Source organism: Sorangiineae bacterium MSr11954 (assembly GCA_037157815.1).
GTDB classification, from domain to species: domain Bacteria; phylum Myxococcota_A; class Polyangia; order Polyangiales; family Polyangiaceae; genus Pendulispora; species Pendulispora albinea.
This window is the reverse complement of record CP089984.1, coordinates 5150821-5171012: the sequence shown is the minus strand read 5'-3', so window position 1 is coordinate 5171012 and position 20192 is coordinate 5150821. Positions and strand designations below refer to the sequence as shown.

The following is a 20192-nucleotide window of genomic DNA, read 5'->3' as shown; positions in this document are numbered from 1 at the left end:
GGCTCATGAAGGTCAACACGCGATCGCTCGTCAGCCTGTTGGTCGCCGCGGGGTTCCTCGTGCTCACGGGCACGGGTTTGCTGCTTTTTTTCGTGAAGCACGACAACCGAACCGCCGCGATCCACACGCTATTCGGTCTCGTTTTTCTCGGCGTTGCGGTTTTTCATATCCGCAACAACTTCCGCGCCCTCAAAGGCTACGGCTACAAGCCGCAACCAAAGCGGTTCGCGCTCAAGCCCGAATTCTACCTCACGCTCGTCCCCGCGATGCTGCTCTTGGCCGGCCTGTTCTTCGAGCTGCCCGGTTTCGCCGCGGTCTACGAGTGGGGAAACCGTTGGCGCAGCCAGCAAGCGAACATCCGAGAGGAGCGTCCGATTTATCAGCATCTGGAGACGAACGTCTCGGGTCGCGGCGTTTCCCTGGAGCTCGAAGTGCGAAAGGGCAGCAAGTTCCAGTATCCCTTGTTCGCCGTCTGGATCGAGAGCCCCGAGGGGCAATTCCTCCAGACCCTGTACGTGTCCAAGGCGATCGGTTCGAATCATTTCACCGAGGCGCCCGCGGGCGTAAAGAGCGTGGCAAGCATCCGAAGGCCGGAAGCGTTACCCTATTGGGGCCACCGAAGGGGCATTCGGGCGAGCGACGGCTACTATCTCCCCGACGCCGAGCATCTCGTCCCCGACGTGGTCTCCGCGGCCACCGCCACGGAGAACTGGCGACTGCACACCAAGACCGACGCTCCACTTCCAGCATTCACGATTTACTTCGAGGTCAATCAATCTTGGGATTGGAACGATTACTACACCAAAGACCGATTCCCCGATGATCCGATCTACAGCGGTAACGGGCAGAACGGACAGCCCTCCGTCGTCTACGCCGCTGCGATCGATCTTTCGCAAAAGACGCGCTATTATGCGCTGAACCCCGTCGGCCACGGGCACCACTCGGGCAAAGACGGCACGCTCGATCCGGACTTGTCCGTGCTCACCACGGCGCTCGAGATCGTCGACGGGGTGACCGTCAAAGTCCTCCCGTAGCGCGAGCACCCACGTCGTCGAGCTCGCCCGTGGTGTCCGTCGAAAGCGACGCTCACGTCGCCCGATGGGGGCGAGCGCCGGGTATTCGCAATGTGCTCACATGTAAGCCTCCGGGCTCACTGGGGATTAAGCCTTGCCGGTCGGGCAGCATGCAGTTGCGAGACATCGATGGCCACCACGCAGCGCCTCTTGGCGGAGATCCACTACGAGCTCCGCCCGCTGACCATCGCCATCGCAGCCGCGACGATGCGCGCGCCATGCTCGAGCGACTTCGGCGCCGGTGATCGCCGCACCCTTTAAAGCGCCAAGCGTGGTGCCTATCTCACAAAAAAGCGACAGTTCGCCTTGCCGATCTACTTCGAACAATCTAGAAGTAAGTCGTGGCCTCCAAGGTGGAACATCACGCCGAGCAGCTCGGCGCGCTCGGGCATCCCGTGCGCCTCGCGATTCTTCGATTCGTCGTTCAGGCGGGCACGGAGGGGGCGCCGGCCGGTGCCATCCAAGCGCACGTGGATCTGCCCGCGTCGACGCTCAGCCATCACTTGAAACGACTCGTCGACGCCGGCGTCGTGCAGAGTCGCGGTGAGGGCACGTTCCACTACTACTCCGCCGATTACGAGGCCCTTCGCAAGCTCACGTCGTACCTGTGGGAGGACTGCTGCAAGAACGGCGGCAAGGGCACCTGCTGCTGATCGGTGTGTTTTTTTGTCTTTTGGTTCGAATATTTTGGAAGAAGGAAGGGCACATCATGAACATCCTCAAACCGCACGTATCCCTCAACGTTTCGAACATCGACGCATCGGTCGCGTTCTACGAGCGCGCCTTCGGAGTGCAGGCGACCAAGCGCCGTCCTGGCTACGCCAAGTTCGATCTCACGGCGCCGGCGCTCAACCTCACGATGCAGGAGGCCGCGCGCACGGGCGTGAATGCTTCCCACTTCGGCGTGCAGGTCGCGAGCACCGAGGACGTGGCGACGGCATGGGCGCGCTTCAAGGCCGCGGGGCTCGAGACGTTTACCGAGGAGAACGCCGCGTGCTGCTACGCGATGCAAGACAAGGTATGGATCCGCGATCCGGACGGAAACCATTGGGAGGTCTTCGTGGTGAAGGGCGACGCGGCGACCATGGGGGAAGGGCCGGAGCAGCTCAAAAGCGGTGCATGCTGCACGCCGAACATGGTCGAGGGTGGCAAGGTCAAGGCCGGCGGCTGCTGCCCTTGATCCCGGACGAGGGGAGGTAGGGACATGTCCACGTCAAGCGTTGTCAAAAGCCTGTCGTTTCTCGATCGCTATCTGACCCTCTGGATCTTTCTGGCGATGGGCCTCGGGGTGATGCTCGGCTACTTCGTCCCGAGTGTCACGACCGCCCTAAACCAAATGAGCGTGGGCACGACGTCGATTCCCATCGCCGTAGGCCTGATCCTCATGATGTACCCGCCCTTCACCAAGGTCCGGTACGAGGAGCTCGGCCGGGTCTTTCGCAACAAGCGCGTGCTCGTGCTGTCGCTGGTGCAGAACTGGATCGTCGGGCCGCTCCTGATGTTCGCGCTCGCCGTCCTCTTCTTGCACGACAGGCCCGAGTACATGCTCGGCTTGATCCTCATCGGCCTCGCGCGCTGCATCGCGATGGTCATCGTCTGGAACGATCTCGCCAAGGGCGATACGGAGTATTGCGCGGGGCTCGTCGCGTTCAACTCGATCTTCCAAGTCCTCTTCTTCTCGGTGTACGCGTACTTCTTCGCGACCCTCTTGCCGGGCTGGCTCGGCCTTCCGGGCGCGGTGGTGAACATCACCATCGGCGAAATCGCCCAAAGCGTGGCCATCTACCTCGGCGTACCGTTCGCGGCTGGCTTCCTGACGCGGACCCTCCTCGTTCGCGCGCGGGGAGGGGAGTGGTACCAGCGGAGCTTCGTTCCGCGCGTGGGGCCCATCACCTTGGTGGCGCTGCTCTTTACCATCGTGGTGATGTTCTCGCTCAAGGGTGAAGCCATCGTGCAGCTTCCCCTGGACGTCATCCGCATTGCCGTTCCGCTGCTCGTCTACTTCCTGGTGATGTTCGCCGTGTCATTCGTCATGAGCAAGCGGGTCGGGGCGGATTACAAGCAGTCGGCCACGTTGTCGTTCACGGCCGCGTCGAACAACTTCGAGCTGGCGATTGCAGTCGCCGTGGCCACCTTCGGCATCCACAGCGGGGCGGCGTTCGCGGCCGTCATCGGTCCGCTGGTCGAAGTCCCCGTGCTGATCGGGCTCGTGAACGTGGCGCTCTGGGCCCAAAGGCGATTCTTCCCGAATACGACCCTCGAGGTCGTGGCCCCGCCGTGCGCGACGGCCGATGCATCGCCCTCCATCTCGAAAGCGTGACCATCATGTCCGAATCGAAGCCGAGCATCTTGTTTCTCTGCGTCGCCAATTCGGCGCGCAGTCAAATGGCCGAAGGACTCGGCCGCGCCATCTTCGGGGGTCGCGCTCACGTACAAAGTGCCGGTAGCCAGCCCTCGCACGTGAACCCCTACGCCATCGACGTGATGAAGGAGCAGGGCATCGACTTGACCTCCCACACATCGAAGTCCGTCGACACCATCGACCCAAGCGGCGTCGACATCGTGGTCACCCTCTGCGCCGAGGAAGTGTGCCCCGTGTTTTTGGGCAAGGTAAAACGATTTCACTGGCCGATCCCGGATCCGGCCAGCGCGGAGCCGCGGTCGCGCGACGAAATGTTGACCCGCTTCCGCACGGCGCGCGACACCATTCGCGGCATGCTCGAACGATTCGCGAGCGAAGAATTGGAGTAACGTTTCGTCATGGAACTCGCGCCTGCACACGAGACCGATTTGCCCGAGGTCGAGCGGCTTCTGATCGCGGCCGGCCTTCCGCTCGATGGGCTGCGGGACCAATTCCCAACCGGCTACGTGCTCGCGAAAGGGGACGACGGCGCGCTGGTGGGGGTCGCGGGGCTCGAGGCGTACGGCGATGCCGGGCTGTTGCGCTCGGTGGCCGTCGTCGATGCAGCGCGTAGCGCCGGGATCGGCGGTGCGCTGGTCACCGAGCGGCTCGAGCACGCGGCCGGTCGCGGCATGCGCGAAGTCTTTCTGCTTACGACGACGGCGGCGGACTACTTCAGGAAGCGCGGCTTTCGTGAAACGACAAGGGCCTCCGCCCCGGCGGCGCTTGCTGCATCCCCGGAATTTGCCGGGGCTTGCCCGGCTTCGGCGACCTGCCTCGTCTGGCAGGTGAATCGTCCGTAGTCCGCGCGAACGCGTGCGTCCTTTGTTCGGGGTCACCGTCTTCAGGACAGGAGGACGAAACGATGAGCGAATGAGGACGCGTGCGCCAACGGCGATGTTTGCTCGGGCGGACGCTGCACTTCGTGCGTAGATGGTTGCCTCGTCGGCTTTACACGGCGCACGGGCACGCTGGTGCAGGCATGCGTTCGAAACGCCAACGGCAGCGGTGAGTGAGGAAACTCCACGACGTTTAGGAAGACACGAAGAATGTCGCGTCAGCCCATGCACCGCCATCTGTTCGGACCATTGCGACACCTATGGCGCGACAAAGTGCAATGCTGGGAGTGTTCGTACATGCAGCGACCAAGCGGCGGCGGAGCGCGTGAGATGGGACCGAGAAGGCGCGCGGGCAAATTCAGTGGACCTTCCGCGGCTCGAGGACGCACACACCTGCGCGGCATACGGGATCTCGGTGGCAGCTGGGATGGCCCGACATGACGTCAGGGCACGCCGTTCCACGGCACGCGCGCTCAGCTTGTTTCTCCGCCACCTCGAGATGGCTGCGCGCAATCGCGCGTTGTTTACCCCCCGCATGACAGCCGCAACAGTCACTTAGCGTGGCGCAATCGTCGTCTCGTCGACAGGATTCCTTCGCAACGGCCGGGCGAGGTGTGCCGCCGTCGAGCGTTCCGCGCGCCCCCGTCGTCGATGGAGAAGCGGTTGCTGGCGCAAGGAGAGGCGCCTCCACACCTGCGTCGCGCGCAACGGTATCGTGCGCCGCGTGAGCCGCGTCGTGTGGGGGCGCCTCTTGTGGGCGCACGTGTGCGCGTGCGCCGGCGTCCGCCGCTTGCTGCGAGCCCGAAGGGCACCCTTGCACGAGGATAAGCAGCGTTGCAAACGTGACCGACCCAAGGTTCCGGTAACTCATCCCCGAGGGGACGAATGGACGCCTCGAAAGTTCTATAGCCGGAACGCAAGTCTCGCGCGCGGAACTGGCGTCGTAGGCTGCACGCATGGATCCGGGGAAGAATGGTCGAGCCTGCGGCGTAGGCCGATTTCATGGAGGACGCACGGACCGCGCAAGGTCTCTTCGTATGTGTGCATTGTACATACCGGGTCGAAGCAACCGTGGACGCAGTCTTCTCCGAGCTCGCGTCCAAGAGTCAGGCCAGGATGCCGCAGCCGCGCTGGGATTGACCTCGTGCCCTTCCTGCGGCCTTCGCGATCCGAAAGCCGTTTTACGCGCTTGCATCGAGCCCGTGTTGAGCGGGTTGGTCATCGGCGCGATTCTGGCGCGGATGTTCACGGTGGTCGGGATGGTCATGACGGGTGGAAGCGATCCGCAGCAGAACGATGCTCGTATGCCATGGGTCGCGACCATTGCCGTTGCGCTTTCCGCACGGACCACGGCAGCATTCATTGCATGGCGTCTTCGTCCGGCGTTTCGTGGAGCCACCGCCAGCGTTACCTTCGGCCGCGCCGTCCCGTTCGGCCCCTCAGGATGGCGCAGCGCGCGGGTCCTTCGAGAGACTTTTCGAAACTTGGATTTCGAGTTCAAGGATAGGAAGGTGGGAAAGCCCGCTGCGTATTCATGAGTCGAGGTGACCCATGTCCATCCAAATGTCTTCCGTCGCATATTGGAGTGCTCTTTCACCCTCGGCGTTTCTCCTCGCGCCTGCACAGAATCCCCATCTTCCAGTGAAACGCCGAGCGATCAGGAGCTCCACGCCTCGAGCTACGACGGGCAGGTGCCTACCGAATCGACCGGCGAAACGGGGCTGACCTCCAGCTTCGAGCACGCATCCGTCATGGGCCTGGACGCGTTGACGCCCACCGTCCAGACGCGCCTCATCGCGCGCTCCTCGGCCGGGTCGACGAACCGGCAGCACTTCGGCGCGATGGTCATCTTGAATCGCCCGTCTTGTGTGTTGGCGGGCGCCTCGAAGCGGGGAATTTCGGGCAGGCCGGTCTCGTGACGTAGTTGGCCACCGCGCGCCGGTTCTGGGACGATTTGGGATGACCGCCTGAAAAAAGAGAAGGGCCCGAAGTCTGACCACTTCGAGCCCAGGTCGCCCGCGGTGTGCACGCGTTCGACGATGACGTTGTCGCACGAGTGCCCAGCGCCGGCCCAATTCCTGGCGGCGCCGTGTGCACGACGCTCTCGATCTTCGACAAATTCAGTGCATTCGCGACACCTGTCGTCGGCTCATCCTGCTTTGCTCGTCTTGCGATCGGGGTCATCTCTATTGCAGTGAGACCTGTCGCGATTTGCAACGCGCCGAGGCTCGAGCCTTATCGAAGCGAAGGCATTGGCAGAGCTTCGAAGGTCGGTGGGCCACCGCCCGTCGGGTCGCTCGCCTCCGCGATCGCGGGCGAAATGTAACGGACACCGGTCGCCCAGAAGTTGGCCCTCCAGCAACCCTCGTTTCGCCCGAGCCGCCCGCCGTCACGGAGATGGCGCAGCCCTCGGCGATGGAGACGCTCGATGACCGACATTTGGATGGGGATCTCCCCCGGACCGCTCACCACTGTTGCCACGCCTTTAATTTGATGTCGTTCCGCGCCGGCTAAATGATGGGCATCACGCAGACGGCGCGGTGGCGGGCGGTCTGCGTCAGAAGGGCTGCGAGCCGATGCGGTCGCGGTCCAGGGCGATGTCGAGGCGGAGCAGCGCGATCTCGAGTTGGTCGAGCAACTCGAGTACCCGGCCTACGTCACGTTGGTGAGGCTCGAAGGCGTCGTCGCCTGGAAGGTAGACGTCGCGGAGCGTACGCCGGACGAGGGTGATGGCGACGCGCAGGGCGGCCGCTTCGAGGGTCACGCGATTCATGTGGCAATTCCTTCGGCGTGAAGGACGCGGGCGAGGAGCTCGCGTTCGATGGTCTTGCGTTTGCGCCGGACTGCCAAGCGCAGAGCGGCGGTGGCGATGCGATCGGTGTCGCGCAGGCTGCCGGCGGCCGCCTCGTGGAGCATGGCGACGGCGTCGGGGGCGAAGAGATCTTTCGGTCCGCCGGCGCGGGTGACTCGCATGCGGACGTAATCGGCCGTATCGTCGGCGGTGAGCGACCCGATGGAAACGCGGTGGTGTAATCGCGAATAGAGCGACCGATTGCGCCGTAGGCGCAGTCGGTCGTCGAGATCGGGTAACCCGACCAGCAGCAGCGACAACAGTGCGCGACTGTCCCATGCGTAATTGAGCAAGATGTGGAGATGGTCGAGCGTGTCCTGATGAAGCAGGTGCGCCTCGTCGACGAGGAAGACGGGGAAGACGCGCTCTTTGGCGAGCTCCTCGACGTGGGTACTCACGGACAAGAAGACATCACCAGCAGTGGCACCACGGGGAACGCCGAGGGCGAGACATAGCTGGCGATAGAAATCGCGCCGGCCGAGCGTAACGTTGTGGCAATAGGTCAGACGGAAGGTGTCGGCCTTGAGCGCGTGCCGCAACGCGCGCAAGAGGCAGGTTTTTCCGGCGCCCGGCTCGCCGGTGAGGACGGCGCTTTTTCGAGCGTGCACCGCGTCGGTGAGCTCGTCGAGGACGGCGTGCTTGCTGGGGGGCAGCCATAGATCCGCGTCGTCGATCTCCTTGGAAAATGGCTCTTGATTCAAACCGAAGTGGGAGAGCGTCTCGGGGCTCATCGCGATCCCTCCGGCTTTCTGCCGAGCGCCTTGTCGAGCAGCGCGCGCGATGGGTCGAATGCGACACGTGCAACGTGAGGCTCGTCGAGGTTTTGTGCCGAGCGCGGACGCGTTGCGTTTCGCACGGGGTCGACCGGGTGCAGGACGAAGCGCTTGCCTTCGTGGTCGATGAATGGCGGCTCGCTCGGATCGACCAGGCAGCGCGAGACGGAGACGAGTTGGCCGGCAAGAAAGTGCAGATCGGTCTCCCAGTCCACGCCATCCATTGCGATGGTGTTGTCGCGACGGACGCGACGACGGGCGTGGACGGTGAGTGCAGCGCGTAGCTTTCTTTCGTCGAAGGGATCGGGCTCGCTTGCAGCGGCGGTGAAGACTTCGAGCGGCGTTTTGCCCATCAGCGCGCCGTGAGGGGTCTTGTGGTAGTGCTCATCGAGCCACGCCCAGAGCCGGACGTTGAGGGCGTGGAGCGAGGTGAGCGAGCCTATGTGATCGAGGCACCCTTCGCGCAACGTACGCCAGAAGCGCTCGATCTTGCCGCGAGCCGGGGCATCGTACGGCTTGGAATGCACCAGCGTGGTGCCCATACGGGCGCACGAGAGAGAGAGCGTCTCGCCGCGGTAGGTGGCGCCGTTGTCGAGGTACATGGCGTCGGGGGGACCATGCTTGCGCACGGCGCGTACGAAGACCGACAGCATGTCGATCTCGCGCTCGTAGGTCATGGCTTCAAGTGCAATGACGTAGCGAGACGCATCATCCATGAGCGCGTGGATGCGCACAGTCGTCGAGCCGGACGAATGGACGAGCGGCGCGCCATGGCAGACATCCCCCTGCCAGAGGGCGCCCGGATGCTCGGCCTGCCAACGCAACCGCATCTTGCCGCGCGTACCGCCGGCGCGCAGCGATGCCTTGTCGAGCCCGCGCTCGGCGAAGAAACGGCGCACCGTCGACGCGCTGACGGTGCCCGGCTCGAGGCGCCCGTCGGCTCCGAGCGTCTGCAGGATGAGCGGCACCGATGCCGACGGATGCTCGTGGCGAATGTCGACCAAAAGCTCGCGCAGGGCGACGGGCATCTCGCGCCCCCGACCACGGTCGCAACGGGCCTGCGGACGCAGCGCTTCGAGGCCTCCTTCCTTGTACGCGTAGTACCAACGCTCGAGTGTCGCGACCGAGTAGGTGCGCGACGAGTGGCCTCGTGGTGGACGAAAGCGCTGCTGAGAAAGCTCGGTGAGCGCCTCGGCCAACTGGCCGCGATCGAGCTCGCGGCGCGTGAGGGAGCCTACGATCTCACTTCGATAAAGCGCGACCGCCTCGGCGTGATCTTTGGGAGTGAGCGATTGCATGCAGTATACACCATTTCTGCGCCGGACGACCCTACGCCCGAGCGCCTACGGGAATGGAGCGCACTCGATCGCAGCGCGCGACGATCCAACGCGGTGGGGCGCGGGCTTGCACTTGGAGGCAGAGGGTCAATCGCGCCCCGCGAAGGCGGCCCCCTCGAACGCCCTCGCCTCGATCGAGACGAGGTGGGGTAAGGGCGCGAACGCGACGAGCGTGGCCGCGACGCGCTCGGCTCGCGCCCGCAACAGCGCTTCGCGTGGCCACGGCCGTACGACGCGAAACAGGACGCGCCGCTCGACGGCCTGGAGCCATCGTCGGAGCGTCGGCCACCCTGCTTCGGCGCTACGCCAGGGGCTCGTCCGCCTGCGCGTGTCCGAAAGCGTCGCGCCGAGCATGCCGTAGAGCGCGCACGCCAGGGCGATGGCCCCCGCGCTGTAATGCCGACGCGCCACGGCTCCTCGAGGCAACACGGTGATCGTCGCTTTGCAGCGCCGACACTGGTAACGCCGTACCCGCACGACGCTCATCGTCGGAGCTGCCTCGGGCTCTGTCGGCCCGCGGACTTGCCGAGCCCGAAGCCCATGCCCCCAGAGACCGAGCAATCCCCCCACCGGGCGCGACGCCGCGCCGCACCGGGGGCAGCAGGAGGGGCGGCCGGCCTCCACGCTCGGCGGCGACTTCGCCCAATTCTTGACATCTATGGCCAGATGAACGACGACGTAAACGCTCCGTCTCGGTAGCATGCGATCGGAGCGCGACGGGAGGACGTTTCCGCTTCCAATCGGGTCCTCCCGTCTCCTTTTTGTCTTCAGACGACACCACGTCGACGCTCCACCTCCGTGCCCCGCTCTACCTCCCTTGGAGGGAAAGGGACCAATCCATGTATGTGATGGGGAATAGGTCGCCTATGGCCGCTCTCCCTCATACTTCCGGCGCGATCTCGCGCCATCGAGCGTCAACAGATAGGTGCGTTAACAACCACCCGCGTACTCGCGATGGCCGGCGCCCGCGAGACGATCGTAAAGGCCAATCTGCGCGCGGACCCTGCGCACCCGCGCGCCCTCGCGACGCTGCTCGAGGCCGTGGCCCTCTGGCAGGGGCAGAAGGTCCGCGCTGCACTTTGTGCCAAAGACCGGGATGGGGCATCCGACTCCACCCTCTATCGCGCGGCATTCGGGGACGAGGGCGGATTGCTCTATTCGCTCGATTGGTTGCCCGCGCTCCCCCGAGACGACGGCGCCATCGTGATCTCGCGGGCGTTGGCGATTTCAACGACTTGCGACAGTTGCTCCTCTTCGAGGTGGCTCGATGATCGCGCCCGAGCTTCGCTCGCGCATTCGCCGCCTCTTCTTCGCCGAGCACTGGAAGATCGGCACCATCGCGGCCGAGCTCCGGCTCCACCGCGACACCGTCGAGCACGCGATCGAGCCACAGCGATTCGCCAATGTCGCCTATCGCGCGAGCGCTTCGATGCTCGATCCGTACAAAGCCTTCATCCGCGCGACCCTCGAGACCCACCCGCGACTGCGCGCCACCCGCGTGCTGGAAATGATCGCGCAGCGTGGTTACGAAGGCTCCGTGTGGCCGCTTCGGCGATATGTTCGGCGCGTCCGGCCCATCTCTCGGCACGAAGCCTTTTTCCGTCTCACGACGCTCCCAGGGGAGCAGGCTCAAGTCGATTGGGGCTCGTTCGGTTCCATCACCATCGGCGAGACACGGAGACCGCTCTCGTGCTTCGTGATGGTGCTCTCGTATTCGCGGGCCATCTTCGCCCGTTTCGTTCTCGATCAAACGCTCGAGAGCTTTCTGCGCTGCCACGTGGCGGCTTTCCATACGTATGGCGGTGTCCCGCGTGCCCTCCTTTACGATAATCTCAAGACGGCGGTGCTCGAGCGCGTGGGCGATGTCATCCGATTCCACCCTCGATTGCTCGATCTCGCCGGGCACTACCACTTCTCCCCCCAGCCCGTCGCGCCGGCGCGCGGCAATCAAAAGGGTCGTGTGGAGCGCGCCATTCGGTACCTACGCGAATCGTTCTTCGCCGCCCGCGCGTTTCGCTCCGTCGAAGAGCTCAATCGCAAACTGGACGACTGGATTGGCAGCGTCGCACATGCGCGCATCGTCCCTGGCGATCTGCACAAGCGCACCATCCATGACGCCCTCGAGCAGGAGCGCGGACGTCTGCTCGCTTTGCCCGAGCACCCTTTTCTCTGCGACTACGTTCGAGCTACCGCCTCCGGCAAATCACCCTACATCCGTTTCGACGGCAACGATTATTCGATTCCTCATACCCTCGTGCGCAAGCCACTGACACTCGTCGCATCCGACGCCCTGCTTCGCATCCTGGATGGCGACACCGAGGTCGCGCGCTACCCGAGGTCATGGGAGAAAGGACGGCAGATCGAGACGCCGCAGCACCTCACGGCGCTCGCCGACGAAAAACGACGTGCGCGCGAGCATCGCGGTCGGAATCGACTCTTTGCCGTGTGCACGAGCGCCGAGCCCTTCCTCCACGAGGTCGCGCGCCACGGCGGACACCTCGGAGGGACCACGACCCGATTGTTGCACCTGCTCGAGGAGCACGGCGAAAGCGAGCTCCAAGCCGCCCTTTCCGACGCCCATCGGCGTGGCGCGTTCACCGCGCAATCGGTTGCTCACATCCTCGACCAGCGCCGACGCGCCCGCGGCGCTCCGCTGCAAGTGCCCCCCGTACTGCCCAACGATCCGCGCGTGCGCGACATCGTCGTCGCACCGCGCTCACTCGCCGTCTACGACAAACTCGCCAAGAGCCACGACGGGGAGGACGAGCCATGACCGAGCTTCGCGAGCGCCTTCGCGCCCTCGGACTGCTCTCCACCGCGAGCGCCTTCGACGATCTGGTCGCGCTCGCGACGAAAAAGCGTTGGGGATTGACCGAGATCCTCGAGTACATCGCCGACCTGGAAGAGAAGGACCGGGCTAGGCGCGGTCTCGAGCGGCGGATGTCGCGCAGCCGGCTGGAGAAATTCAAGCCGATGAGCGACTTCGAATGGGACTGGCCGACCAAGATCGACCGACCTCTGGTCGAATCCGTCCTCTCTGTCGACTTCGTCGCGGCGCATCGCAACGTCGTGCTCGTGTCGCCGAGCGGGCTTGGAAAAACGATGATCGCGCAAAACATCGTACATCGCGCGGTGCTCGCCGGGCATTCCGTGCTCTTTCTTTCGGCCGCAAAGCTCTTGCTCGATCTCGGAGCTCAAGAGTCGGCGCGGGCGCTCGAGCGCCGGCTGCACTACTTCTCCAAGATCGGCCTTCTCGTGATCGACGAGGTGGGGTTTCTCGCCTTCGACAATCGCAATGCCGATCTCCTCTTTCAAGTCGTCAGTCGAAGGTACGAAAAGAAGAGCCTCGTGCTCACCACGAACCTCGCTTTCAAGGACTGGCACACGATCTTCCCATCGGCCACCTGCGCAACGGCCCTCGTCGAGCGAGTGATTCATCACGCCGACGTGGTCACCATCGAAGGAGAGAGCTACCGAATGCGCGAATCCGAAGCCACCGCGAAGGACAGGCGGGCAGCCCGCAAGGCGAAGAAGGACCCGCCGGCCGACTCGTGACGGAATGGGCAGCCCGGATCATCCGCGTTCACGCGGCGACCGGGCTGCACCGAATTCTGCGCATCGACACGCTCGGCAACATCTTGTGATGCCGCGCCTTGGCCATGATCAAGGTCGCAGGTTCGCGGCGAAGAGCCCTCCCTTTTCCCTCCGACGGTGAATGATCCGAACGTTGTCCGTGTCGGCCTCGAACGCGCAGCGCAGAACCGGCCAGACCGCCTCGAACGCGGCACGATGGCCGTGCGCTCGCCCTCGGCGAGCCGTTTCAGCAGACCTTGAATCTCCGCGCGCGCGCGTGCGGCGTCACGCCGGGTCAGTTCCCTGCGCAGGGAAATGGGTAGTGACAATCATCGGCCGACGTGGCCGCGAAAGCGAGCGTGGGCAATCCGACGAGGACGGTCGTCATCGCCACGACGTGAAGGAATTTGCGAAACATCGGTTCTCTCCTGTTCGGGCCGGACCGCCCGGCCTCGACGCCAAGAGGCGCGAGATGGGAGCTCGTGACCTGTTGGTGCGTTTTTTCTCGGTAACGGTGTCACGCGGGTCGCCAACGCGCCTATTGAAGTCATGGATAAGAAGACCCTCTGGATTGCGGTTCTCGGTGTGGACCATCGGCGTCGCAGGCACGATGGCCTACGGAATCATGGGGCCACCACCGCCGGGTGCAAGACGGGATGCAAGCCGCGTCCGGCCATGGCGACCGGGCCATCCGCCGTTTACCGGGAGGGCAAAGCGGTGGCCGTCGACGTTTCCGGGGCGGAGCGTTGGCCGGGCCCTTCAAATCCCGAGAAACGGCACACTCCCGGAGCAAATGCGCCCGCGGCATTCCTGGGTCGCGTCGAGTCCAGTCGGTGCGTCCCTCCCGCGACGACGGTGATCTTCGAGACGGAACACCGAATCGACGCCGCGTCGAACCAAGTAGCCAGACCGCGCTCAACCTTCCTTGTAGTTCTCGTACTCCCACTGAAAATAAATGCGAAGCTTCTCGACACAGGCGTTCCACGTTTCCGCTTCACACTTGGAGACGGTTCGCTCGAGCCACCGCCAGAGGTCTTCGAAATTATAGCGCTTCATAACCAACAGAGCTCGGGATGCGAGGATGCCCTCTCTCTCCTCCAGCGTGTCCAGGCCCGCGGGCGTGGCTACCAGGATACTAAATGTGTCAGCGCCCTTTCCCGGCTTCGAGCCTATGTCCACGTACAGATATTCGGCTACCACATCCGGGTTTTCGGGTTGCCAGAGCCGAAGATTTCCACGTCCCACGATGCCGTGCCCACGGATTACGAGCTTCAATTTTCCCCTCCTTGGGGTGAGTACACCATTGCATTACTTTACATGAACGTGAACGTTGGACACCTTTTCCTTGTCGAACCAGCCATCGCGGACGGTCTGCCGCTGATGGAAGTTGGCCTGTTTACCTGTTCGGGCGAAGGCGCTTCCGCGCTTTTCCGTCGTGGACCGAACCAGCCTCTTCCCGTCTGCGGAGATTAGCCAGAATTCGCCCTTCTTACCGCGCTCGAGTATCGAATGTCCGGGGCCGAGAAATGCTCTGGCAAGTTTGTCGACTTCTCGTCGCTCGACCGCTGCGCGGATCCCGCGGTCTCCGGGCAGAGCTGCTTCACCTTCAATCTGACGCAGCTTTGCTCGCAGCGACTGTTTGAGCCCTTCTTCGTCACCATCGCCACCGGTCGCGCAGCCAGACCCGCGCCCTCTGCCGCGTAGACCCAGCGGATCAATCCAAATGCACGGGTCGTCGACATATCCATAGAGCACCCCGCTCCCGCGGAATCGTATAGGATCCTGCGATATGTAATCGCCCCGGCTCGGATCGTAATAGCGAAACCGATTGTAGTAGAGACCGGTCTCTCGATCTTCGTATTGACCCGGCCACCGCCACGGGCACGCCTCGCTGCTCCCTTCCGTCACATGCGCGGTGCCGTACAGGTCGAGCTGCGCCCGCCAGATGACGTGACCGTTCTCGTCGAGCATCTCCTGCGGCGTACCCAAGTAGTCGCTGACGATCGCGTAGCTCCTCGCGGCCTTGCCACGTTCTCGCTCGATTTTGCCGAGCGGCGTGAAGCCTTCGGGCTCGAAGAGCCAGCTCGTCATATCCTTCACGCCATCGGCGCCGTTGGTCCACTCATGGACCGGAACGTTGCCATCCCAACGCCACTCGCGAACTACTTCGTCGCGGCCCTTCCTTCGCACCACCTTCGTCACGCGCCGGCCGAGCGCGTCGTACGCAAATTCGACCTCGACGCCATCCGGACCTCTCACGCCGGCCAGCATCTCGGCGCCGTTCCACGTGTATTCCCACTCGTTGCCGTCGCGCGTCCGTTTGTGAATCAGGCTGCCGTTGTAGTTGTAAAGAAACGTCGTCCCATCGGCCTCGCGCAGAATGCCGCTGCTCAGATAGCGCCGATCCGAGCGATCGCGCTTTCGAGAAAGATTGCCCGTCGGACCGGGCGCCCGAAGCTGAATCGATCCATCGGGAAATCGCGCCGAGTCGAGCCGTCCGCGCGCGTCGTGCACGTAATCCGTCGCACCAAGACCCTGGTCGGCACGGCGACGGAGCCGATCGTCTCCCACCCAGGTGTACTGGGTGCGGGCGAGCACCTCGGCGCTACGAACGAGGTCGCGTGTCTGGGGGAGACCGCGTTCATCGTAGCTCTGTCGTACGGCCACGTTCCCGGGCATCTCGCGCTTTGTCTCGCGACCGAGGGCATCGCGCTCGAAGGCCATGAGCCAGCCGGACATTCGCACGATTCCGTGGGCATCCCGCTCGAGCAAGCCGAGCCTTTGCACGTCCCCCATCGGGGAACGCACGATCTCCTGGCGCAGACCGCGCGAGCTCCCCACCTGGACGCGCTCACCAAATACATTGTAAGCACTCGTGACCCAATCCTCGTTGAACGATTCACGGACCACGCGCCCAAGGCGATCGCGCTCCCATCGCACTGTGCCGGACGCATTGGTCGCGCTGAGCATATTTCCGATGGCATCGTACGTGAACGCGGCTTCCGTGCCGTCGGGGTATTTCATCGAGACGATGTTGCCCATCGCATCGTAGGCGACCTTCACCTCGTTCTTGTCGGGCCTCGTCCAGGTGGTCACACGACCGAGCGGATCGCGCACGAAGAGGTGCTTTCGCCCCTCGAAGCCGCGCTCTTCCGAAGTGCGCCCGCACGCGTCATTCATAAACGAATACGCCTCGCCCAATTCATTGATGATCGCCTCGAGCTCGCCCTCCGAATCGTAGCGATACGCGATCTTCTCACCGCCCTCCATGCGCCAGGCAAGAGAATGATAGCCCGCATAGTCGAAGAAGATGTGGCGCAAGTTGTCTTGATACCCGATGACGTCGCCTTCACCGGAATACGCCATCCGGCGCGTGATTCCGCCGGTTTCTTCCATGGACGAGACGTGCGACTCCCAATCGTAGACGAAGCGGATGGCACGTCCCGTTGCATCCCGCAGCTTGATGATTCGCCCTTGTCGATCGTACCAGCGCTCTTGCGCGGTACCATCCGGCAGCGTCACCCGAGAGACGTTCTCGGCGCCGTCGTATTCGAATGCATGACGCCGTTCGCCCGCGTGGACCATGCTCTTGAGAACGCGGCCTTCGTATTCCAATTCCACGTGCTCGCCCGCGCTATTCCATTGACTCGAGGGGCGCCCAAGTCGATCATAGCTCCATCCCCACTCGACACCGAGCGCATCGATCATTCGTACGGGCTGATCGAATCCATTGTACTCGACGGTCACGGCGGCGCCGTTTGGGAGCACGCGCTTCGTCTCGTTCCCGCGAGCGTCATACTCGGTGCGCGTGGTCTGTCCGAGCGCGTCGATCTCCGCCGTCTCCCAGAGAAACTCGTTGTACTCGTACTTCGTCGTGGCACCCTGCGGGTCGATGACCTCGACCACGGCGTTGGCCGGATTCATGACGTACGTGGTGGTGTGACCAAGCGAGTCCTCTACGAACGTTCGCCCGTTCTTCTTGTCGTACGTTATCTCGCGAAAGAACAGGCGATCGGTCGTTTTCCAGTCCGTTCCCCACGTGCGCACGCAATAAGCACTCTGGTCGCGGCCATCGTACTCGAACCAGAACGTAATCCCGTCCCGGTCGCGCTCCTCGATGAGCAGGTGCGCATCGTACTTGTACGTTCGAGACCGATTCGACGGATCGGTGGCCGCGATCAAGTCTCGTTCGGGTGAATACGTGAATCGAACTTGGTTGTACCAGCCGTCCTCGACGCCTTCTCCGTTTTGAACGACCACACGCTGAAGCAGCCCATGCTGATGCACGAACCGCATCCAACGCCCTTCGCTCGTGCTCACGGTATCGAGAAAGCCGCCGGCGTAGTCGAAGTTCACCCCATGGCCTACGCGGTCCTTGATGCGGCGAAGCATCGAGACGCGGCTATCGAGCCCCGCAACCGGTTCGAATTCGCGAACGAGCCCGTCGGGCGTACGAATCGACCAGTAGCCGTTACCGTGGCATTTCAAGGTGAGCCGGTCGATGGGATAGAAGCGCTCTTGCCCCTCGCGCATGTATCGGCCCGGCAGGTCGTAGCATTGAAATTCGATCTCCCGCCCGTCACGTGCCTTGTAAACGACCTTGCCGCGCTCGACCCAGATGCGCTCGTCGAAGGAGTGGCTCCAACCGTATCCCAAGGTGGAATCACGGTGCGCCCATGAGGACGCGTAATTTCGCTCGAAGGTGAGGGGGATGGGCCCGCGAAGCTCGAAGTCCGTCGCGTCTGTAAGAAGCCTTCCCGTCGCGACGTCGACAGGGTGCCCCGTGAGAAAGCAAGCCGCCTTGCCGAGGAGGTTGCGCAGACGGCCCGGTGGCAAGCGCGAAACGAGGCTGTGCAGCAGCCCCGCCGTCCACTTGTTTCGCAAGAAGAACGCCTTGGCGGTCGTCGTCCAATCGAAGGCGGGCGGTCCGCCGACCAAGACCGGCATCCCCTTGGGAATCGCGAGGAGGACCGAGGACGGCAATCGCACCGGATCGCTGCACGACATCGCCAAGTCCCCGAGCCGGCACTGATTCGACCCTTCGGAATAAACGGTCTTCGAGCCGGTCACCAACACGGCATCGCCGGGCGGAGCCGCCGGGTTGTCCGGGGGCGGGGGAGGGCCCGGCTTCATTTTCACCTTCAACGGCTTCGGCAGCGGAGTCCACATGGTCCCGGGCGGAATGACCATGTGGGGGAGCATCTTCTTGTTGCTCGCTTCGTCGCCAGTTTTCGTGGCGGGAAACCCGTTGATGAGAACGGGCCCGCTCGGCGGCTCGCCGGTCACGCAGGAAACGGCCTTCGCGATCCCCAACGCGATCAACGTTCCGAACGGCGTGAACTCGACCATGCCCACGAAGGGCATTGGAAACGGCGTTGGAACGGGCGCCGGTGTCGGCACCATCTCCATGTGAATGTCGAGGCCAATGACCAGATCGAGCTGGCTGCTACCGAGCATGGGCCTCTTCCGGTGCGTCCGCGCTTGGCCGTGCCTTGAGCACCAACGTCGTATCCGCCGTCTTTGGCGGTGGCTGGCGCTCGTACGCGTCGGCTTGATCCAGGAGCGATTGCGCGTTCGCATGCTCTCCGCGCTCGCTCACGAGCTTCGCCAGCGCCCGCGCGACGACGGGAGCGCTCGACGCGGCTGCGATCTCGGGCCCGGCCTGGGCGACGACGCCGAGGGCGCGCTTCCAGACGGAAACGGCGCCGTCCTCCGCGCCGGCACGGAGTGCGACTTGGCCCGCCGTCCGATAGGCTTCGATCGCCAGTTGGGGCATCTGCGCGCGCTCCGCGGCTTCTCCTGCTCGCGTGTAGGAGAGCACCCCGCCGTGGAAGTTCTTCTGCAGTACGAGAACGGCGGCGAGCCCGAGAAGAGCTTGGGCTGCGACATCGTGGAGACCTGCCGCGGCGGCGCGGCCTGCCGCGACGTCGAATGCACCATGTGCACGAGCCGCGTCGCCGGCGTGGAGGAAGTAGGCTGCGAGCGATGACTCGAGGATGCATCCCATGCGGGTGAGCCCCGCCTGCCAGCATTGTTCGCATGCCTCGGACTGCAGTCGAATCGCGTCCGAGAAGCGGCGCTCCTGCATCGCGATGGCGGCGCCCGCGATGCGACGTTTGATCGCCGCGCCCGAAGCGCCCAGGAGCGCCGCAGCCGGGCCAAGTTCCTGCGCGAGGTGCTGCGCCACATCGGAAGATACCGGAGCGTCCCTTGGAGGTTCCCCGGCACGAGGCGGCGCACACACGTCCCTCGGTCCCGCGTGTCCGGCCGCGATGTTGGCCGAGGCGGCGGGCAGCGCGCCCGCCATGGCGGCCAACGTCTCCGATTGCTCGCGATGGTGTTGCGCAGCGTCCACGATGCACTCGGCGCGCATGCCCGCATCGCCGAGCCGAGCGAGGAGAGGCTCGGCGGCGTGCTGGCCGAGCTCGACGACGATGAACCGTAGCGGCGCGAGCTGAGGAATGCGCAGGAGCGCGTGCACCGATTCGGCAAATCGATCCGGCTGCTCGAGCACGGTCGGCGCCAGGACAACAGCGAGACCCGCGAGCTCCGGCACACGGTGTTGCGCCTCGAGACACTGGGCGAGCTGCCAGGCCATCGTGGCGAGCGCGTTTTCGCCGTGCTGGAGAGCTGGCAGCACGTCGAGCGCGTAGCCTTCCTTGACCATGCCGAGACGGCGTACTTCGTGGATGACGCGCATTCGTTCTGCGCGGGCGAGCCAGCCTGGTTCGTCGCGCGTGTGGGCATCCTCGAGAATCGCGAACGGGCTGCGGTTGTCGCCGTGGGCCTCGGTCGCCGCCACTTGCTCGAGAACGACGGAACGCTCCGTGGCGCTCGTCGCGATGTGCAGAACGCGAATTTCCGGGCACATCACGAACCAGTTCAAGTCTTCATGGAGTCGAAGAAACGCATCGTTTGCGGTCATCGTTGCGGGCGAGTAGACGCGATTTTCGGAACGCGCGGAAGGATAGGGGCAGAGACGTTCGACGTGTTGGCTCGTCATCCACGACGTCGACGGCCGCTGCGCGGTCAGCTTGTGCTTGACGTCTACGGAGAATGACTTCGTAGGGTGGATGGCGTTTCGACGAAGAAGCTGCTGTTCACGGTGGGCAGCTTCGACCAGGGGTGCCGTTGGCCACGGTACATCGACGTCTCGGACGCGATGCCACCGCACGCGAGCGCGACGTTTGCTTGAATTCCTCCGTTGTCCGACTTGGCGCCAGCGATTCCAAAATGCGCCAATGCGGCGTTCTCGCTGTTGCCGGGCTCCCCATCGCGAGCGCATCGCAAGGTGTCGGGCGCCCGCTCCACCCGAGCAGATACAGCATCCGCACCCTGCCACCCC

Annotated in this window: 16 protein-coding genes; 9 read left to right on the top strand and 7 right to left on the bottom strand. The window is 64.0% G+C overall.

Annotated features, from left to right (window positions below):
* Positions 1-5 precede the first annotated feature (5 nt).
* The 7 genes from LZC94_20285 to LZC94_20255 all read left to right on the top strand — a co-directional run bounded on the left by LZC94_20285 (position 6) and on the right by LZC94_20255 (position 6232).
* The gene (locus tag LZC94_20285) at positions 6-1034 is read left to right on the top strand and encodes a hypothetical protein (GenBank protein ID WXB19551.1); all 1029 of its coding nucleotides are present in this window, start codon (positions 6-8) and stop codon (positions 1032-1034) included.
* A 380-nt stretch (positions 1035-1414) separates the two neighbouring features.
* A complete protein-coding gene (locus LZC94_20280; GenBank protein ID WXB19550.1) occupies positions 1415-1726 on the top strand; it encodes a metalloregulator ArsR/SmtB family transcription factor in 312 nt (103 codons plus the stop codon).
* Between the two features lie 56 nt (positions 1727-1782).
* The gene (locus tag LZC94_20275; GenBank protein WXB19549.1) at positions 1783-2253 is read left to right on the top strand and encodes a VOC family protein; all 471 of its coding nucleotides are present in this window, start codon (positions 1783-1785) and stop codon (positions 2251-2253) included.
* A 24-nt stretch (positions 2254-2277) separates the two neighbouring features.
* Complete coding sequence (gene arsB / locus LZC94_20270; GenBank protein ID WXB19548.1) at positions 2278-3393, top strand: ACR3 family arsenite efflux transporter; 1116 nt, start codon at positions 2278-2280, stop codon at positions 3391-3393.
* A gap of 5 nt (positions 3394-3398) precedes the next feature.
* Positions 3399-3824 carry an arsenate reductase ArsC gene (locus LZC94_20265; protein ID WXB19547.1) on the top strand — a complete coding sequence of 142 codons (426 nt, stop codon included), beginning with the start codon at positions 3399-3401 and terminating at the stop codon, positions 3822-3824.
* A gap of 9 nt (positions 3825-3833) precedes the next feature.
* Positions 3834-4277, top strand: coding sequence for an arsenic resistance N-acetyltransferase ArsN2 (arsN2, locus tag LZC94_20260; protein ID WXB19546.1), 444 nt, complete (start codon positions 3834-3836; stop codon positions 4275-4277).
* Between the two features lie 1727 nt (positions 4278-6004).
* On the top strand, positions 6005-6232 hold the full coding sequence (locus LZC94_20255) for a hypothetical protein (protein WXB19545.1): 228 nt from the start codon (positions 6005-6007) through the stop codon (positions 6230-6232).
* 638 nt (positions 6233-6870) lie between these two features.
* Here LZC94_20255 and LZC94_20250 read toward each other — a convergent pair.
* The 4 genes from LZC94_20250 to LZC94_20235 all read right to left on the bottom strand — a co-directional run bounded on the left by LZC94_20250 (position 6871) and on the right by LZC94_20235 (position 9685).
* The gene (locus tag LZC94_20250; protein WXB19544.1) at positions 6871-7086 is read right to left on the bottom strand and encodes a hypothetical protein; all 216 of its coding nucleotides are present in this window, start codon (positions 7084-7086) and stop codon (positions 6871-6873) included.
* The gene (locus LZC94_20245; GenBank protein ID WXB19543.1) at positions 7083-7895 is read right to left on the bottom strand and encodes an AAA family ATPase; all 813 of its coding nucleotides are present in this window, start codon (positions 7893-7895) and stop codon (positions 7083-7085) included. The genes LZC94_20250 and LZC94_20245 overlap by 4 nt, the downstream gene beginning before the upstream one ends.
* Positions 7892-9235: a DDE-type integrase/transposase/recombinase gene (locus LZC94_20240; GenBank protein WXB19542.1), complete on the bottom strand. Its 1344-nt coding sequence runs from the start codon at positions 9233-9235 to the stop codon at positions 7892-7894. The genes LZC94_20245 and LZC94_20240 overlap by 4 nt, the downstream gene beginning before the upstream one ends.
* A gap of 126 nt (positions 9236-9361) precedes the next feature.
* Positions 9362-9685: a hypothetical protein gene (locus LZC94_20235; protein WXB19541.1), complete on the bottom strand. Its 324-nt coding sequence runs from the start codon at positions 9683-9685 to the stop codon at positions 9362-9364.
* Positions 9686-10541: 856 nt separating this feature from the next.
* On the opposite strand from LZC94_20235, the gene istA reads away from it, so the two are divergent.
* On the top strand, positions 10542-12047 hold the full coding sequence (istA, locus tag LZC94_20230) for an IS21 family transposase (protein ID WXB19540.1): 1506 nt from the start codon (positions 10542-10544) through the stop codon (positions 12045-12047).
* Positions 12044-12829 (top strand): IS21-like element helper ATPase IstB, encoded by a 786-nt coding sequence (gene istB, locus LZC94_20225; GenBank protein WXB19539.1) that lies wholly within the window; start codon positions 12044-12046, stop codon positions 12827-12829. The genes istA and istB overlap by 4 nt, the downstream gene beginning before the upstream one ends.
* Positions 12830-13762: 933 nt before the next feature.
* Here the strand turns inward: istB and LZC94_20220 are convergent.
* The 3 genes from LZC94_20220 to LZC94_20210 are packed head-to-tail and all read right to left on the bottom strand — an operon-like array spanning position 13763 to position 19772.
* Positions 13763-14122: an immunity 8 family protein gene (locus tag LZC94_20220; GenBank protein WXB19538.1), complete on the bottom strand. Its 360-nt coding sequence runs from the start codon at positions 14120-14122 to the stop codon at positions 13763-13765.
* A 33-nt stretch (positions 14123-14155) separates the two neighbouring features.
* Positions 14156-18304 carry a DUF6531 domain-containing protein gene (locus tag LZC94_20215; protein WXB19537.1) on the bottom strand — a complete coding sequence of 1383 codons (4149 nt, stop codon included), beginning with the start codon at positions 18302-18304 and terminating at the stop codon, positions 14156-14158.
* Entirely contained in the window at positions 18294-19772 is a 1479-nt protein-coding gene (locus LZC94_20210; protein ID WXB19536.1) for a hypothetical protein, read from the bottom strand. The genes LZC94_20215 and LZC94_20210 overlap by 11 nt, the downstream gene beginning before the upstream one ends.
* Positions 19773-20192 lie beyond the last annotated feature (420 nt).

Coding starts and splice junctions, on each gene's coding strand:
- LZC94_20285 (WXB19551.1), top strand. CDS start 6: ATGAAGGTCAACACGCGATCGCTCGTCAGCCTGTTGGTCGCCGCGGGG.
- LZC94_20275 (WXB19549.1), top strand. CDS start 1,783: ATGAACATCCTCAAACCGCACGTATCCCTCAACGTTTCGAACATCGAC.
- arsB (WXB19548.1), top strand. CDS start 2,278: ATGTCCACGTCAAGCGTTGTCAAAAGCCTGTCGTTTCTCGATCGCTAT.
- LZC94_20265 (WXB19547.1), top strand. CDS start 3,399: ATGTCCGAATCGAAGCCGAGCATCTTGTTTCTCTGCGTCGCCAATTCG.
- arsN2 (WXB19546.1), top strand. CDS start 3,834: ATGGAACTCGCGCCTGCACACGAGACCGATTTGCCCGAGGTCGAGCGG.
- LZC94_20250 (WXB19544.1), bottom strand. CDS start 7,086: ATGAATCGCGTGACCCTCGAAGCGGCCGCCCTGCGCGTCGCCATCACC.
- LZC94_20245 (WXB19543.1), bottom strand. CDS start 7,895: ATGAGCCCCGAGACGCTCTCCCACTTCGGTTTGAATCAAGAGCCATTT.
- LZC94_20240 (WXB19542.1), bottom strand. CDS start 9,235: ATGCAATCGCTCACTCCCAAAGATCACGCCGAGGCGGTCGCGCTTTAT.
- istA (WXB19540.1), top strand. CDS start 10,542: ATGATCGCGCCCGAGCTTCGCTCGCGCATTCGCCGCCTCTTCTTCGCC.
- istB (WXB19539.1), top strand. CDS start 12,044: ATGACCGAGCTTCGCGAGCGCCTTCGCGCCCTCGGACTGCTCTCCACC.
- LZC94_20215 (WXB19537.1), bottom strand. CDS start 18,304: ATGCTCGGTAGCAGCCAGCTCGATCTGGTCATTGGCCTCGACATTCAC.
- LZC94_20210 (WXB19536.1), bottom strand. CDS start 19,772: ATGACCGCAAACGATGCGTTTCTTCGACTCCATGAAGACTTGAACTGG.